The 17,572-nt window shown below is 35.5% G+C and carries 14 protein-coding genes; all 14 read left to right on the top strand.

The window, feature by feature from the left end:
- The gene (locus O3640_RS03975) at positions 1-336 is read left to right on the top strand and encodes a DUF2304 domain-containing protein (RefSeq protein WP_046165677.1); all 336 of its coding nucleotides are present in this window, start codon (positions 1-3) and stop codon (positions 334-336) included.
- On the top strand, positions 326-1,594 hold the full coding sequence (locus tag O3640_RS03970; RefSeq protein ID WP_020992645.1) for a lipopolysaccharide biosynthesis protein: 1,269 nt from the start codon (positions 326-328) through the stop codon (positions 1,592-1,594). Before O3640_RS03975 ends, O3640_RS03970 begins: the two co-directional genes overlap by 11 nt.
- Positions 1,594-2,376, top strand: a complete 783-nt coding sequence (locus O3640_RS03965; RefSeq protein ID WP_195321697.1) for a glycosyltransferase — start codon at positions 1,594-1,596, stop codon at positions 2,374-2,376. The genes O3640_RS03970 and O3640_RS03965 overlap by 1 nt, the downstream gene beginning before the upstream one ends.
- A gap of 9 nt (positions 2,377-2,385) precedes the next feature.
- Positions 2,386-3,861 carry a DUF2142 domain-containing protein gene (locus tag O3640_RS03960; RefSeq protein WP_061601127.1) on the top strand — a complete coding sequence of 492 codons (1,476 nt, stop codon included), beginning with the start codon at positions 2,386-2,388 and terminating at the stop codon, positions 3,859-3,861.
- Positions 3,862-4,026: 165 nt separating this feature from the next.
- Positions 4,027-5,775 (top strand): hypothetical protein, encoded by a 1,749-nt coding sequence (locus O3640_RS03955; RefSeq protein WP_195321848.1) that lies wholly within the window; start codon positions 4,027-4,029, stop codon positions 5,773-5,775.
- Positions 5,776-5,831: 56 nt separating this feature from the next.
- Positions 5,832-6,758, top strand: coding sequence for a glycosyltransferase family 2 protein (locus tag O3640_RS03950; RefSeq protein WP_195321849.1), 927 nt, complete (start codon positions 5,832-5,834; stop codon positions 6,756-6,758).
- 68 nt (positions 6,759-6,826) lie between these two features.
- On the top strand, positions 6,827-7,678 hold the full coding sequence (rfbD, locus tag O3640_RS03945) for a dTDP-4-dehydrorhamnose reductase (protein ID WP_045502703.1): 852 nt from the start codon (positions 6,827-6,829) through the stop codon (positions 7,676-7,678).
- A gap of 191 nt (positions 7,679-7,869) precedes the next feature.
- Positions 7,870-9,018: a beta 1-4 rhamnosyltransferase Cps2T gene (cps2T, locus tag O3640_RS03940; protein WP_195321850.1), complete on the top strand. Its 1,149-nt coding sequence runs from the start codon at positions 7,870-7,872 to the stop codon at positions 9,016-9,018.
- The gene (locus tag O3640_RS03935; protein WP_195321851.1) at positions 9,015-9,956 is read left to right on the top strand and encodes a glycosyltransferase family 2 protein; all 942 of its coding nucleotides are present in this window, start codon (positions 9,015-9,017) and stop codon (positions 9,954-9,956) included. The genes cps2T and O3640_RS03935 overlap by 4 nt, the downstream gene beginning before the upstream one ends.
- Positions 9,956-10,762: an ABC transporter permease gene (locus tag O3640_RS03930; protein WP_045502712.1), complete on the top strand. Its 807-nt coding sequence runs from the start codon at positions 9,956-9,958 to the stop codon at positions 10,760-10,762. Before O3640_RS03935 ends, O3640_RS03930 begins: the two co-directional genes overlap by 1 nt.
- Positions 10,762-11,985 (top strand): ABC transporter ATP-binding protein, encoded by a 1,224-nt coding sequence (locus O3640_RS03925; protein WP_195321852.1) that lies wholly within the window; start codon positions 10,762-10,764, stop codon positions 11,983-11,985. Before O3640_RS03930 ends, O3640_RS03925 begins: the two co-directional genes overlap by 1 nt.
- A 12-nt stretch (positions 11,986-11,997) precedes the next feature.
- Positions 11,998-13,347: a glycosyltransferase family 2 protein gene (locus tag O3640_RS03920; protein WP_195321853.1), complete on the top strand. Its 1,350-nt coding sequence runs from the start codon at positions 11,998-12,000 to the stop codon at positions 13,345-13,347.
- Position 13,348: 1 nt separating this feature from the next.
- The gene (locus tag O3640_RS03915; RefSeq protein WP_195321854.1) at positions 13,349-15,097 is read left to right on the top strand and encodes a rhamnan synthesis F family protein; all 1,749 of its coding nucleotides are present in this window, start codon (positions 13,349-13,351) and stop codon (positions 15,095-15,097) included.
- Positions 15,094-17,562: an LTA synthase family protein gene (locus O3640_RS03910; protein ID WP_195321856.1), complete on the top strand. Its 2,469-nt coding sequence runs from the start codon at positions 15,094-15,096 to the stop codon at positions 17,560-17,562. The genes O3640_RS03915 and O3640_RS03910 overlap by 4 nt, the downstream gene beginning before the upstream one ends.
- The last annotated feature ends 10 nt before the right edge of the window (positions 17,563-17,572 follow it).

Below are 17,572 nucleotides of genomic sequence, written 5' to 3'. Positions count from 1 at the left end.
ATGCTTATTTTTTTAATTACTATTCTCATTTTGGCATTTTTGTTTAATATTCTTCGTTTAGTTGCTAAAAAGCAAGTAGAGATGAAAAATGTTATTTCATGGATTGTTTTATCTATCATTTCTCTGCCTTTTGTCTGGTTTCCAGACATTCTAACTTTTTTTGCACATCTAATGGGAGTACAAGTGGCTAGTAACTTAATATTCTTTGTTGCTATCTGCTTACTGCTTTATTTAACTTTTTCTTTAACTAGACATCTTTCGAAACAGTCAGTTCAGATTCGTCAATTGGCGCAAAAAATTGCTTTAAAGGAAAAAAGTGATCAAGATGAAGAATAAAGTGTCAGCAAAAGAAATATATTTTTGGAATTTACTGGGGAATCTAATGTTTGCTGGTTCCTCAGCTATTTTTATGATGATTGTTTCTAGACTTTCTTCTGCAAAAATGGCTGATGTATTCAGTTTAGCATATGGTATTGCTGGTATATTAGTTGTTCTTGGACTTTTTCAAGTTAGAACCTATCAGGGAACTGATGTGACTTTTAAACATAGTTTTACCAGCTATACGATTGCAAGAGTATTTTCTATTACTCTTATGCTAATTACCTTATTTCCATATCTATTTCTAGTTCATTTTGATTTTTCAGATACATCAAAGCTAGCAGTAGTGGTTTTATATGTTCTGTTTCGGATGTGTGAGGCTATATCTGATTTATTTCAGGGGCTCTTCCAGCAACATGAGAGGTTAGATATTGCTGGTAAATCCATGACAATCAGATACGGTGCAAGTATTTTTATTCTTCTTATCTCTCTAGTTGTTCTCAAATCTTTAGAAGTTTCTCTTTTAATCTTGTTTCTTTTTAATTTTGTATTTGTTTGGATTTATGATTTTCCCAAGTCACTATCCTTTGATAAAGTTTCTTTTGACAAGAGTACCATCAGGTTGCAGGTCAAAGACGCCTTTTTGATTTTAAAAGGCTGTATTCCTTTATTTATTAGCGGTTTCCTTTTAGCTTATATCTTTAATGAACCTAAGATAGCAATTGATAAAGCTATTCAACTTGGAAAATTAGCAGAAGGGCTTCAAAGGAATTACAATATTTTGTTCATGCCAGTGTTCTTCATGAGTTTGTTTATTCTTATTCTTCGACCATTAACGACAAGCTTAGCTATTCAATGGCAAAGAAAAGAGTTTGCAAAGTTTGATCGAACAGTGAAGCAGATCGGTATCTACTTGCTTGGAGGTGGAGCTATTTTAACGATGTTAGCTTTTTTAATTGGAACTCCTATTTTAAGTATAGTTTTTGGTGTGGATCTTGCTGGCGATGCTCTGACTTTGACAATTCTAGTTTTCTCTGGGATCCTTTATTCAGTTGGAATTGTTCTTGGAGATATCCTCACTATTTTTAGAATGCAACGAAAACTCATACTGGTATACCTACTTATGTTTATCGTTTCAATTGCTATTACAAATCCTTTTGTAATGTCAAAAGGTCTACTTGGAGCTTCGTATAGTTTTCTGTTTGTAATGCTTATTTATTCAATCGGAAGTTACTTAACTTATATCAAGGTAAGAAAATGGAAAGGAAAGCTTTGATGTCCTTAAATTCTCAACATACCTGGGTGATTTGTGCCTATGGTGAAAGTCAGTATCTAGAAGCGTGTATTCAGTCTTTAAAAAATCAAACTCTTACTTCAAAGATAATTTGTTATACCTCCACACCTTTGACCTCAATTTATGAAATTTGTGGGAAGTATGATATTCCAGTTCATCATAAAACTGGTGGTGGGATTGGAATAGATTGGAATCAAGCATTATCGTTTGTATCTACAAAATATGCTACCATTGCCCATCAGGATGATTATTACGAGCCTAAATTTCTTGAAAAAACTCTGGAAGCTTTTGAGGCTCACCAAGATGGATTGATTACTTTCACTGATTATTTTGAAGAAAAAAATGGAAGTAAAATTGATGCGAATACGAATTTAAAAATTAAGCGCCTTATGCTTGGTACCTTATCAATTTTTCCAACCTCACGTTTTTGGAGAAAGCGCGTCTTAGCTTTTGGAAATCCCATCTGTTGTCCTGCGGTTTCATACAATCTTGAAAAATTAAAAGATTTCCAGTTTGATGAAGATATGAGAGTAAGTCTTGATTGGTATGCTTGGTATAAAATTAATGAATACAAAGGAAGCTTCCTTTATATTCCGGAAGCATTAATGTGCCATCGGATTCATCAAGAATCTGAGACAACCAAGACTATTTCAGATAATACTCGCACAAAAGAAGATTTGTATATGTATAATCTATTTTGGCCAAAGTGGTTTTCAAGAGTAATTATGAAGTTTTATGTCAAGAGTCAGGATACTAACCACTAGGAGATTAATATGAAATTCATGAAAGATGCCTATCAGGCTAACATAAAATATATTTTTACTTTTTTGGTCTTATCCGCTTTTATGTTTGTAATTTATACAAAACATCTTTTGGATGTCCCAAAGATAGGATTGGCAGTTGTTCTTCTTATTGCAGTATTTTTATTATTTTTACCTAAAAAAAATATTGCAATATTTTATGCCCTTGTCTTTTCGGGAGTTTTGACTTCTTTGATAACTCCGGTTTTGAATACTCCTGACGAACCAGTTCATTTAGCTAGAACGATTCATATCGTTGAGGGAGATTTGAATCTAGATAATAGTAAACCTCTTATTTCAGAAGATTTTTTTGATATTTATGATCAAATAAAGTCTCCATTAACTAAAACAAATCTTTTCAATGAAGGTCAGACAGATAAGAAAGTTGATTTCGGTCGTACTACTGATTACCGGGCTACTAATTCATATTGGTTCATTGGTTATATTCCTCAGGCAATTGGCTTTGGAATTGGTAAATTATTACATTTGAGTGTAGGTATCTCGTATTATTTAGGGAGAATATTTAACGCATTAGCTTATGCAGTTTTGGCTTATATTGCCATTCGATTATCAGGTAAAGCTAAGCAACTTATAATGATGGTTGCGTTTATTCCAATGAATTTAGTACTAGCTGGCTCATATAATCAGGACAGTGTATCACTCGGATTGGCTTATATTATCGTATCACTCTTTATTAGTTGGGTTAGTGATAGCGAGAAGAAGGTAAGAAATAGAGATTTGATTCTTTATGTCATCATTTGTTGCCTTCTAGCCACGATGAAGCTCCCTTATGTTCTGCTAATTGGATTATTGCTTTTTATTCCAAAATCTAAGTTTAATGGTAGATTCTTTTATGGCAAGGTTATTTCTGCTGTTCTTTGTGTAGGAGCAGTAACTGTATTTTGGTTTTTACTCAGCCAACAAGTGAAATTAGCTAATTTTCAATTAGAAGGTGCTGACTTACGTGGTCAATTAATGAACCTGGTCCATCATCCACAAGATTACCTACCAGTTGTTTTTAAGGAAATGCTTTTGTCCATTAGTCATCTTGATCAACTATTTAATTTTGGTTGGTTGGATCTATCAATGAATGAGGTTCTTATTCCAATTTATGTCTTTTACACTTTAATTGCTTTAGCTAATGTTGGACGTTTTAAAATTCCTTTGATTTCAAAAATTGGAGCAGTGCTGGTTTCGTTGGCAATTATTGGTTTGATTTCTTTGACTCTCTACCTGACATGGACTCCTGTAGGATCATATACTGTCTTAGGTGTTCAGGGAAGATATTATTTGGGAGTCTTAGCTCTAATGCTCCCAGTAATTGTTAGCTGTTCTAAAAATCAATTAAAATTTGATTTTATAACTGATCATTGGATTGTAGAAAGCAGTGTTATTATTGTTGGCTTATCCATGATCCATACTTTAGCAATCATTTATGCGGTAGTTTAATATTTTTATATTTAAATAAAAACAGACGGGAATCTAAGTCCTGTCTGTTTTAATATCAGTCATCTTGACGGTCTTTAAACATGTTGCTATACTTGGTATAACTTAAATTTTTATCCTTGAATAAAGAATGATTATCAGTTATTTTGCTTGGTTTTGGGGGAAAATATGATTTTAGATTCAATAAAAAAGTATAGATATCCTTTGATTCTATTTTTCTATTCATTATTGTTTGTTCTCGTTTCCCATGTGGCAATTAACACTCAGAGCCGTGAGTTTGACCATGTTTTTCATTTAACTCGAATAGTCGGATTGTCACAGTCTATCAATCATTTTGATCTATTACCTAATTTGAATCATATATTTGCTTTTGGTACAGGATATGCGGTTCCAATGTTTTATGGTAATTGGCAATTTTATTTACCTGCTCTCTTATTTATGCTAGTTCAGCAAGCTGATTTGGCTTTTGATTTCTTCGCATTCTTGTTGGTTTTTTCCACTTCTTTGACAAGTTTTTATTGCTTCAAAAAAATCAGTCAAGATTCCACTAAAAGCTTGTGTGGAGCTTTGTTAGTTCCTCTCTACTTTCCTTTGTTTGGATATGGTATGACAATGGTCATGCCATTAGTGCCTATTCTTTTTTATACCATATACAAGGTTCTGTTTTTAAATAAATATAGCCCAGCTTTATTAGGAATTACCATTGCCTTACTTATTCAAACACATATTTTATCTACCTTGATTTTGGCTATCTATTCAATAATTTTTGTTTTACTATGTGTTCGTAAATTAACTGTAAAAAAAATAATCTCTTTTCTTGTGTCTGTTCTCATAGGTATTTTACTTTCTATTGGCTACCTAGTTCAATATCTGGAACAGGTTAGTTCACAAATTTTCTATTTTAATTGGACAGCTCGTGATTTTCCTGTTGAAAACGCTCGAATGTTTAATGTTCCAAATATTTTACAGTTCAAATTTAGCGGGTTATTTGCACCATTTACATCTTTGTTTTTAAGAATCGATATCCTAGCGATTATATTATTTTTTTATCTAGTATATCGTTTTAAATATTTAAGTGAAGCCAGCCAGAAACTATTAATACTAATAGCCATTATGGCGATTTCTACAACAGCAGTTTTACCTTGGAATAGTTTGTTAAAATTTGGTTTTTTGGGAGCTATCCAATATACTGGTCGTCTGCTCTTTTTCGTTCCTTTTCTTTTGATTTGGATTTTAGTTAACGACTTTAGTCACATTTGGTCTATCAGCTTTGCAAGTCTATCAACATTGGTATATCTTGGGACAGTTTTAATTTCTTATTCTCCAGTTATTAACCTGAGGACAGATCATAAGAACTATATATCAGAGATAAATCAAAGAATGCTTAGTTATTATAAAGGAGATAGAGAACAGTTTTCAAATACTATTGGTGATGAATATTATAATTTAGATGTTGATCCAGTTGCTATACGTGACAGTTCGATTACTCAATTTGATGATGTAGAAGGAGCAAAAATAGAAAATATAAAGTCTTCTTACAATTCTTTAGAATTTGATGTTATCTTAACTGAAAAAAATGCAAGTTTCTTTGTCCCTAGACCTTGGTATAAGGGATATATTGCTGACTATACTAATGGTGCTTCAGGTACTCAACCTGCTTTGAAGTATCGTCAGTTGAGTCAAGAAGAACAAGAGAAGAATCAGAAAATCCATAGACCCAAGACTCAGAAAATGGCTTTACGTAATGGGAAGATTTTTTTAAGAGTTTTTTCTAGCGGCCATGTTAAAATTAGTCATCATAAGACTTTCCTCCAGCATTTCTTTTTCTTGGTTGAAGGCCTGTTCTGGGTATTTATCATTTTCGTTTTTTATCAAATTAAAAGAAGAAAGAATAGAAAAGCAGATTTAAAAAATTAAATCAAACTTTACAGGTAAAATAATTTATTATACAATTAACACTTAAAGGAGTGACTATGACCATTTCAGTAATTGTTCCTTGTTACAACGAGGAAGAAAGCCTTCCGCTTTTCTATGCGGAAATGGAAAAAATAAAACCAAGACTTCGTGATAACATAGAGTATATTTTCGTCAATGATGGTTCTCAAGACAGAACCTTGGAAGTTTTGCACGAACTAAATATGATGGATCCCAATGCTCATTTTATTTCATTTTCTAGGAACTTTGGAAAAGAGGCGGCTTTATATGCTGGTCTTCAGCACGCAAGAGGAGAACTTGTAACGGTCATGGATGTAGATTTACAGGACCCACCAGAGCTTTTAGTTGAAATGAAAACCATATTAGACGAACAGAAAGATCTAGACTGCGTGGGGACTCGTCGAACGAGTCGTGATGGTGAGCCACCTATTAGGAGTTTCTTTGCAAATCTTTTTTATAAGCTGATTAACAAAATTAGCCAGGTAGAAATGGTGGATGGTGCGCGTGATTTTCGCCTTATGCGTCGACCTATGGTAGATGCTATTTTGGAGGTTTCTGAATACAATCGTTTCTCTAAAGGAATTTTTGCCTGGGTAGGTTTTAAAACGGAGTATTTAGAATATAAAAACGTTGAGCGCGTGGCAGGAAAGACGTCTTGGAATTTTTGGCAGCTTTTTAACTATTCTTTAGAAGGGATAGTCAACTTTTCAGAAGCTCCTTTGCATATTGCTTTCTTGGGAGGTTTGCTTTCTTGGATGCTTGCATTTATTTTGGTTGTTTTTATCGTTGTAAGAACTCTAGTATTCGGTGATCCTACATCAGGTTGGCCTTCACTCATGACAGTTATCCTCTTTATTGGTGGTTTTCAGTTACTAACCATTGGAATTTTGGGGAAATATATTGGCAAAGTCTTTACAGAAACTAAAAAACGGCCTGTCTACATCATCAAAGAGAAGAGTAAATAAGCAGATTTTTTCTGCTTTTTTTGTTATAATATTTTCATTGAATGTTTATGACAGGAGAGGAATAATACATGATTTTAATCACAGGTTCAAATGGTCAGCTGGGAACAGAACTTCGTCATCTTTTAGATGAGCGCAATGAGGATTATGTTGCAGTTGACGTTGCCGAAATGGATATTACGAATGCTGAAATGGTTGAAAAGGTCTTTGCAGAAGTTAAACCAACCTTGGTATATCACTGTGCCGCTTATACAGCAGTTGATGCAGCAGAGGATGAAGGAAAAGAGCTTAATTATGCCATCAATGTGACTGGAACTGAAAATGTAGCAAAAGCGGCTGAAGCACACGGAGCGACATTAGTTTATATTTCTACGGACTATGTCTTTGATGGCCAAAAGCCTGTCGGTGAAGAATGGGAAGTAGATGATCAACCAGATCCTAAAACAGAATACGGCCGTACCAAGCGTATGGGAGAAGAGTTGGTAGAGAAGTATTCTAGTCGTTTCTACATTATTCGTACAGCTTGGGTCTTTGGTAATTATGGTAAAAACTTTGTCTTTACAATGCAAAATCTAGCTAAGACTCACCCGACTTTGACAGTTGTTAACGACCAGCATGGCCGTCCGACTTGGACTCGTACCTTAGCTGAATTCATGACCTACTTGGCTGAAAATCAAAAGGAATTCGGCTATTACCATCTGTCTAATGACGCTGCAGAAGACACTACTTGGTATGACTTTGCAGTTGAGATTCTCAAGGATACGAATGTAGAAGTTAAACCGGTGGACTCAAGCCAATTCCCTGCTAAAGCAAAACGGCCACTCAATTCAACTATGAGCTTGACTAAGGCAAAGGCGACTGGCTTTGTTATTCCAAGCTGGCAAGATGCCCTGAAAGAATTCTATAAACAAGAAAAGAAATAAGAAGAAGAGGCTGAAACAGGTGTTTCAGTCTTTTTTATAATGATGAAAGAAAGTCATAAATTTATCAAAGGATGCTCTTCTAAAATTAGAATATCCTACTGATCTATCATTTTTTCAGGTCCAAGCTCACATAAAAGTCGATAAAATGGTATAATAGATTGGATTGCAATAAATTTGAATCGGAGAAGAATATGCAACATATCTTTATTATTGGAAGTCGAGGTCTTCCTGCAAAATACGGAGGTTTTGAAACCTTTGTAGAAAAATTAGTTGAACATCAAGTATCTTCTCAATTGCAATATCATGTTGCTTGTTTGTCAGAGCATGAGACGGGACAGCATACCAGGTATAAAGGTGTTGATTGTTTTAGTATTAAAGCACCTAAACTAGGTCCAGCTAGAGTGATTGCCTATGATATGATGGCTATTCGCTATGCTTTAAAAATGGTTAAAGAACAAAACATTGAATCACCCATTTTCTACATTTTAGGAAATACGATTGGTGCCTTTATTGCACCTTTTGCCAAAATGATTCATCAAGCAGGCGGGACATTTTTTATCAATCCAGACGGTCTTGAGTGGAAACGGGCCAAGTGGCCTAAGCCTGTTCAAGGTTACCTTAAGTACTCCGAAAAGTTGATGACAAAACATGCAGATTTGGTTATATGCGATAATCAAGGTATTGAATCCTACATCCAGAATGCCTATCCATGGTCTAAGACGACTTTTATTGCTTATGGTACAGATCTTAAGCTTTCTAGCTTGACTGATCAAGATGAGAAAGTTCGAAATTTCTTCGGAAAATGGCAGAGCAAAGAGAAAGAGTATTATCTGATTGTTGGTCGTTTTGTGCCGGAAAACAACTATGAGACTATTATCCGAGAATTTATGGCTTCAAATACCAAACGAGATTTGGTTATCATTTGCAATCATGAGGGTAATTCCTATTTTGATGAATTGCGACAGAAAACTGCCTTTGATCAAGACAAGAGAATTAAGTTTGTTGGGACAGTCTATGACCAGGAATTATTGAAATATATTCGCAATCATGCTTTTGCTTATCTCCATGGTCATGAAGTTGGAGGAACCAACCCAGGCCTACTTGAGGCTTTGGCTCAAACGGATCTCAACCTAGTTTTAGGTGTAGATTTTAATCGGCAAGTAGCCAAAGAAACGGCTCTTTATTGGAAAAAGGAAAAAAACAGCTTAGCTGGTTTGATAAATCAAGTGGACAGTCAAAACGATTTTTCCGATTGGGGTCTAGTTGCTAAGCAAAACATGAAAGATAATTATACTTGGGAAAAGATTGTCGGTGAATATGAGGAGTTATTCTTATCATGAAAGTAAATATCTTGTTGTCCACCTACAATGGTGAGCAATACCTGAAAGAGCAGGTTGAAAGTATCCAGCAACAAACCTATCAAAATTGGCAACTTTTTATCCGAGACGATGGCTCATCGGATGGAACTGTTGCAGTTATTCAAGGATTGGTAGCTCAGGATCCACGTATTCACTTTATCAATGAAAATCAGATTGAAAATTTTGGAGTCATAAAGAGTTTTCACACTCTCTTAAAATATGAGAAAGCAGACCTTTACTGCTTTAGTGACCAAGATGATGTCTGGCTGCCTGATAAGATTGCGCTTCAAGTGGCAGAAGCTGAGAAATACCCTCAGGATAAGCCATTATTGCTTTATACAGATTTAAAAGTAGTGGATGAAAACCTGACTGTTCAGCACGAAAGTATGATTCGTACTCAGTCAGATCATGCAAATACAGAACTGGTACAAGAGTTGACAGAAAATACTGTAACAGGTGGAGTAGCCATGATCAATCACGCCTTGGCTGAGTTATGGACAGGGCAAGAAGCCCATGACCTTCTTATGCATGACTGGTACTTAGCCTTGCTGGCTTCTGCCTTTGGAAAACTTGTCTATATTGATAAGCCAACAGAGCTTTATCGTCAGCATAGCAGTAACGTATTGGGGGCACGTACTCTTAGAAAAAGGGTGAAAAACTGGGTTCGGCCCCATGTGCTTTTTGCTAAGTATTGGCAACTTATCAAGGCTAGTCAAGAGCAAGCAAAAAATTTATTAGATCTGTCTTTGAGCCCTGAAAATAAAGAATTAATTGAAAACTTTGTGACTATCATGGACGTGCCGTTTAGGGAACGATTAGCACGTATACGCAAATATGGCTACCGTAAGAATCGTGCTTTTCACACTTGTGTTTTTACAGCCTTGATATTGACAAAGTTTGCATATAGAGGTAAAAAATAATGTTTGATGTTTTTAGTCAGAAAAATCGAATTTTATTACGAGAGTTAATTAAAACGGACTTTAAATTACGCTATCAAGGATCAGCAATCGGCTATCTTTGGTCTATTTTGAAGCCATTGATGACCTTTAGTATTATGTATATCGTCTTCATCCGTTTCTTGCGCTTAGGTGGAGACGTTCCTCATTTCCCAGTTGCTTTGTTATTAGCCAATGTTATTTGGGGATTTTTCTCAGAAGCGACTTCTATGGGGATGGTATCGGTTGTTAGTCGGGGCGATCTTTTGCGTAAGCTAAATTTTTCAAAGCATATTATTGTCTTGTCAGCTATTTCAGGCGCAGCCATTAATTTCGCTATCAATTTAGTCGTTGTCTTGATTTTCTCACTCTTTAATGGAGTGACCTTCAGCTGGTCGGCTTTGATGGTGATCCCTCTCTTCCTTGAGTTGTTTTTGATGGCAACTGGTTGTGCTCTGATTTTATCAACTTTCTTTGTCCGCTTCCGTGATTTATCTCAAATCTGGGAAGTAGTGCTACAAGCTGGCTTATATGCGACACCAATTATTTATCCTATTACATTTATTGCGGACCGCAACCCATGGGCAGCCAAATTAGTTATGATGAATCCTCTGGCTCAGATTATCCAAGACATGCGTTATTTCTTGATTGATAAGGCCAATACACCTGTCTGGCTTTTGGTTGAAAATAAGTTTTTGGTTCTTGTTCCTTATGTATTGCCAATTCTTATTTTCCTAGCTGGCTTTGCTTACTTTAACAAACATGCTAAGAAATTTGCGGAGATTCTCTAATGACAGATAAACAAATTGCAGTAAAAGTAGACCATGTCAGCAAGTTCTTTAAGTTACCTACGGAGTCAACTAACAGTCTTCGTACTGCTATGGTCAATCGCTTTAAAGGAATTAAAGGTTATAAAGAACAGCACGTCCTTAATGATATTTCCTTTGAAGTGGAAAAAGGAGACTTTTTCGGAATCTTGGGTAGAAATGGTTCTGGGAAGTCTACTCTCTTAAAAATTATTTCTGAAATTTACGTACCTGAAAAAGGTTCCGTTACAATCGATGGAAAGTTAGTTTCTTTCATTGAGCTTGGAGTTGGTTTTAATCCTGAACTAACAGGTCGTGAAAATGTTTATATGAATGGTGCAATGCTGGGCTTCTCAACAGCTGAAATTAACGCCATGTATGATGATATTGTGGACTTTGCTGAGTTGCATGATTTTATGAACCAAAAGCTCAAGAATTACTCTTCTGGAATGCAGGTTCGTCTTGCTTTCTCGGTTGCCATTAAAGCGCAAGGTGATATCTTGATTTTGGATGAGGTTCTTGCAGTTGGAGATGAGGCTTTTCAGCGTAAATGTAATGATTACTTCCAAGAACGGAAGAAATCAGGGAAAACGACCATTCTTGTTACCCACGATATGGGAGCAGTTAAGAAGTATTGCAATAAGGCTGTTTTGATTGAAAATGGTTTGGTTAAAGCAATTGGTAGTCCAGAAAATGTAGCCAACCAATATAGTTTTGATAATACAGCACCTTTGCAACATGGAGGAGAAGCGACTGGAGATGGACAAGCTTCATCGGATGAACAAGTTTTGGTTGAAAACTTTCAACTACAGTTGTTAAGTTCGAACAAGTTACGCCCGCAAGATCCAATTCAGTTCCAGATTGATTTTGATGTTCGAGAGGATATTCAAACTTATATTGCTCTTTCTTTAACAGATATCGATCGGAATATTTGGATTTATAACGACAATTCGATGAACCAATTAATGACTGGTGCTGGCCACAAAAGAGTTCATTACACTTGTTCACTTCCAACAGTGAATGATTTGAAAATGAAATTAGAAGTGACGGTGCGGGATGCTGAGGGGCAGATGCTGGCCTTCTCAGATGCTACTCAAACTCCACTGATTTTCATCAATCGAGATGATATAGATTTGGATGATAAGTCTGCTATGGATTCAGCAAGTGGCTTAATCCAGCGCAATGGAACATGGTCAATAACGGACTAGACTGAGGGAGATATGGAAACGACGCCTTTTGTTTCGATTATTTGTACTGTTTTTAACAAAGAACCGTGGTTGAAAAAAACTATTGATAGTTTTTTAACTCAAAAAACGAGTTTTCCCTTTGAAATTATTTTGGTGGATGATGCCTCAAGTGATGGCTCTCGCAAAATAATACAAGACTATCAAGCAAATTTTCCTGATTTGATTCGTGCCTTTTATCATGATGAAAATCAAGGGATTGCTAAAACATGGGTTACTATTTGTAAAGAGGCACGAGGGAACTTCATTGCTCGATGTGATGGTGATGACTTCTGGCTGGATTCTCTAAAGCTTCAAAAGCAAGTAGACTTATTGGAGAGTAAGCCTGACTGTAAATGGTCTAATACAGATTTTGATATCTATGATGAAAAGGGAGACTTTGTTTCCAAAGCAGGCTTTGCTAACAAAACAATCCCACTTGCGGATACTTATGAAAAAATGTTGGCCACCCGAGGGTTTACCATGGCATCTACCTGGTTAGTTGATAGGGACCTAATGCTAGAAGTAAATCAAGAGTTGGATTTAACTACATCAGATGACACCTTTAATCTGCAAATGGAGCTCTTCCAACGAACTTCTTTAGCTTTCCTAGGCGAAGCGACGGTTGCGTATACAATTAACCAAGGGTCAGATTCACGACCTTGTGATTTTAGAAAATTAGAACGTCGTTTTCAAAAGTTGTTAGAAACACAACTAGAGTATCTTGATAAATATCCCAACGCAGATTTTAAAGAGATGACTAAGATTCTTCTTGAACGAAATAATACTTACGAAATTCGTCTATCCAAGCCTATGGATTCTCTGTCTCATATTGGGATGGAGTCTGTTACAGTTTATTTTGGGGATGGTGAAAATGCTTATTCAGAAGAGCGCACTTTTGCCAAACTACTTCAAAAAGAAGACAGCTTAACATTTGAAATTCCTAAAGGAACGTCTGTTATTCGTGTAGATCTTTCGGAACGTCCAAGTTACTATTCTGAAGTAGAATTGAGAGGGCCTGATGGGAATGCATCATCACCTATCTATACGAACGGTGTTATTGCTGACGGCTTGTATTTCTTTAACGAACCTGATCCTCAGTTGATCTATGAAGTTGAAGAAGAAGCAATCTATCAATTGAGCTATAAGATGATTTCTGTGGATGATGCCTCTGCTCCCGATTATATTGGAAAAGTATTTGCGGCTGAAATGTTGGATAGTAGTAATAAGGTTAAAGAGCTTGAAGCTGAATTAGAGGCTACGAAAAAAGCTTACAAGACTGTTATCAATTCAAGACGTTGGACAATCCCAACGAAAATCTTGAAATTCTTAAGAATAAGGAAATAAAATGGAACGATTACTTTTATATGTTCACTTTAATAAGTTCAATCAGATTAGTGAACATGTACTTTATCAGCTTGAAAAAATGCGTCCCCTCTTTAGGAAGGTGATTTTCATTTCAAACAGCAAGATAAGTCAAGATCAGGAAGATGAACTGAAGAAAGAACTAGTTGATGAAGTTCTTTTGAGAAAGAACATCGGTTTTGATTTTGCTGCTTGGCGAGATGGAATGAAAAAGGTCGGCTTTGAAGAATTAAAAAAATATGATTCAGTCACTTTAATGAATGATACATGCTTTGGACCTTTGTGGGATTTAGAGCATATATACCAAGATTTTGAAGTTGATAGAAACGTTGATTTCTGGGGAATGACGAATTATCGTAAAGACAAAGATTTTAATGAGCACATCCAAAGTTATTATCTATCTTTTAAGCAAAATGTAGTCAATTCAGAAGCTTTTCAACTATTCTGGCAAAACATTCAGGATTTTACAGAAGTTCAAGATGTCATAGATCATTATGAAACCCAGGTTACAACTAATTTAGTGCAGGCAGGTTTTCACTATCAGACCGTTTTTAATACAATCCAGGCTGATGCTTCAGGTATGCTCTATCCGGATTTTTCTTACTATAATCCAACCTCTATCCTAAAAAATAGAGTGCCGTTTATCAAAGTAAAAACAATAGCTGCAAATGAAGGATTGACGCCTTATATTTTAAACGACATTGAAAATACAACGGACTATCCTGTTGATTTAATTGTCAAACATATGTCTCGTATTGATTTGCCTGACTATCCTTACTTGCTTGGAAGGAAAATTTTAGATTTGTCTCTTCCAATTTCTATACCTGACAAGAAAATAGCTGTCCACCTTCATGTTTTTTATGTGGATTTACTAGCTGAATTCCTTCATGCATTTGAATCTTTCCATTTCTCTTATGACTTATTCATTACAACAGATAGCGAAAAGAAAAAGAACGAGATACTTGGCATTTTAGAGGGAAAACAAGCAAAAGCAGAAGTTTTTGTAACAGGAAATGTTGGGCGAGATGTTCTTCCTATGCTTAAATTAAAGAGACATCTATCTCAGTATGACTATATTGGACATTTTCATACAAAAAAATCTAAAGAAGCTGATTATTGGGCGGGAGAAAGTTGGCGTAAAGAGCTAATTAACATGCTTGTTCATCCAGCAGATCAGATAGTTAGTCAATTAGGACAAGATGATTGCTTAGGGCTAGTCATAGCTGACATTCCTAGCTTCTTCCGCTTTAACAGGATTGTAGTCGCCTGGAATGAAGCCCTGATTTCTCCTGAGATGAATAAACTGTGGGAGCGCATGAACTGTCAAAAAGAAGTTGACTTTAAGCAAATGAATACCTTTGTCATGAGCTATGGAACCTTCGTTTGGTTTAAATATGACGCATTGTCTCCTTTATTTGATTTAAACATGACGGAGGAGGATGTTCCGAGTGAGCCACTTCCACAAAATTCCATTCTTCATGCGATAGAAAGACTTTTGGTTTATATTGCTTGGGACAAGCAGTATGACTTTAAGATTTCTTATAATCAACTCGGTCTAACAGCTTTTATAGATAACAAGCAACTAAATAATCGAGAAGATTTACAGCCTCATACCTTTGTAGATTTTAACCAGATTGGTGGAATCAAGGGGGCGATGAAATACATCTTTATTGGACCTGCAAGAGCTATCAAATACATCTTAAAACGATTGTTAGGGAAGGGCAAGTCATGAAAAAAGCAGTTAAAATAGAACGTTTTTTATTGTTTATCCTGCCTATTTTATTCTTTTTTATCAATTTGTTCTTAATTCAAAGCCAGTTAGTTAGAGAGACTGATCCAACTGCTCCAGTAAGAATTCTAATTAAGCAAGAAAGAATTTTTTACCTCATTGGGTTAGGTGGCATTCCAATTTTACTGTCTTGTTATCGTTTTAAATTTGTATCTCTGATTCGCTTAGCTTATATCTATATTTTGTATTCCTTCTTGTCAAATTTAGTTGAAGATGCTTTAAATATCAATAATGAGAGTTATAAAAGTTGGAATTGGTTTGAGCATGTATTTTCTCAAAGAAATTTCTTTCCAGTTTTATTGTGGTTAGTACCTACGATAGCTATTTTAACACTGATCTTTAGAACCTTAAAGATAGTATCTTTTCGTCTGAACAGGATTCAGTTGTCATCCAATGTTGAATTCCTTGTTCTGTCACAAATTTTACTATCTTTCCTTTTGACAGATAGTAAATTTCCTCAAGCACTTTACCAAACTGAATGGTTCATGGCTTTGAATCATAAATATGGCAGTGAATTGTTTACAGAACACCATTTCTGGCTTGTAACAGTGATAGTAGCAGTATTTTCTCTGCTAGCAACATTTATTTCCTACCATTTCGTAAGAGGTTTAAGTCACTTACTTAAAAATAGAAGTTCCTATTCTTTAGCGGTGGCAACTAGTATGACAGCTGCAGTTGTCTTTAACTATTTGATTCAAATGGGACTTGGCAAGGGAACACCTTTTTTAGAATACTACCAGTTGCCTGGAGCGACTAGTCTTCAGATTATTATTCTCTTTTTGATCTTCTTGTTCTTATACCTGCTCATTAACCGGTATTTTTTGACAACAGTCATCTTGATTGGAGGAATGAGCTTATTTGTAATTGCGAATTCAATCAAGTTTAGCATGCGAGGTGAGCCTGTCTTACCAAGTGATATGATTTGGCTTTCTTCACCAAGTACATTGCTTAGTTTTGTGGATACCTCTTACATGAATGAAGCATTAAAATGGCTAACTATACTGATCATTGGATTTTTAATTCTTAACTATTTCCTATTCAAAGGAAAAATGATTCAAAAATTCAGTCGTAGGTTTGTAAGACTAGTTTGTGTTTTCTTGTGTTTGATTGGGATTTTTCAGGTGTTTGCTCAGAAGGAAAATGGTAAGGTCAAAAGAAATATACCTGTCATTACAGTTCTGAATAACTTACAAGATATTACCTGGCTTGGTAATGCAAATAATGCCCGCTATCGTTCATTAGCTTACGTCTGGATAAATCAATTGACGACAGAGGTAATGGCTAAACCAGAAGGCTATAAGGCGTCTAAGATAAAAGAAATAGAAGAGAAGTATGCTAAAAAGGCAGAGGAGATCAATCAAGCTCGAACAGACAACTTAAAAGATCATACAGTTATTTATGTATTGAGTGAGAGTTTTGCTGATCCAAGACGCATACAAGGGGTCACTCTGACTGAAAATCCGATTCCGAATATTGAAGAGATCAAAACTAAATCAACTAGTGGACTCATGAGATCGGATGGTTATGGAGGCGGAACAGCTAATATGGAATTCCAGACTTTAACTGGTTTGCCATTTTATAATATTTCTCAAAGTGTTTCGATACTTTACACCGAAGTTTTCCCTAAGATGAATAAAACTCCGGTTATAAGTGACTTATACGAAAGCAAAAACAGAATCGCTCTTCACTTAGCAGGTGCCGCAAACTATTCAAGAAACTATATCTATAATCACTTGAATTATGATCGTTTTATCACCGTAGAAACAAAAGGAATTAGTTATCAAAAAGAAGGAGTCAGTCCTAGCGATGCTTCAACTTATCAAATTGTCTTAGATAACATTAAAGAAGGAGATAATCAATTCTTTTCTGTAATGACGATGCAAAATCATTCTCCTTGGCTTGAAGCGAATCCTGAAACAATGGAAGGAAAAGGAGAGGGTTTTACAGACGAAGAAAATTCAAAGCTAACCTTCTATAGTCGCTTGCTTTTTCAAACTGATGTAGCAACCAAAAACTTCCTTGATCAACTGTCAAAAATCAATAAGAAAATCACAGTTGTCTTTTACGGCGACCATTTACCAGGATTGTATCCAACATCGATTTTTAAGAACCAGGAAGAAAACCAATACCTGACAGATTATTTTGTTTGGAGCAACTATGAAACACCAAAACTGAATTACCCACTAGTTAATTCCAGTGATTTCTCAGCTTTAGTCATGGAGCAAACAAATTCTAAAGTCTCACCATACTATGCATTACAAACCGAAGTATTACATAAGGCAAGTGTAGATAAATCTGATCTGGATGCTGAGGCTCAAGAAATAGCTAACGATATGCGAATGATTGAATACGATATGGTTGCTGGTAAAGGATATTTATCAAAAGACTTTTTCAAAGTCCCTCAATAGTTTATAAAAG

The sequence above is a fragment of the Streptococcus sp. 27098_8_75 genome (assembly GCF_041432475.1).
GTDB lineage: Bacteria > Bacillota > Bacilli > Lactobacillales > Streptococcaceae > Streptococcus > Streptococcus gordonii.
This window is presented reverse-complemented; position numbering and strand designations above follow the sequence as displayed.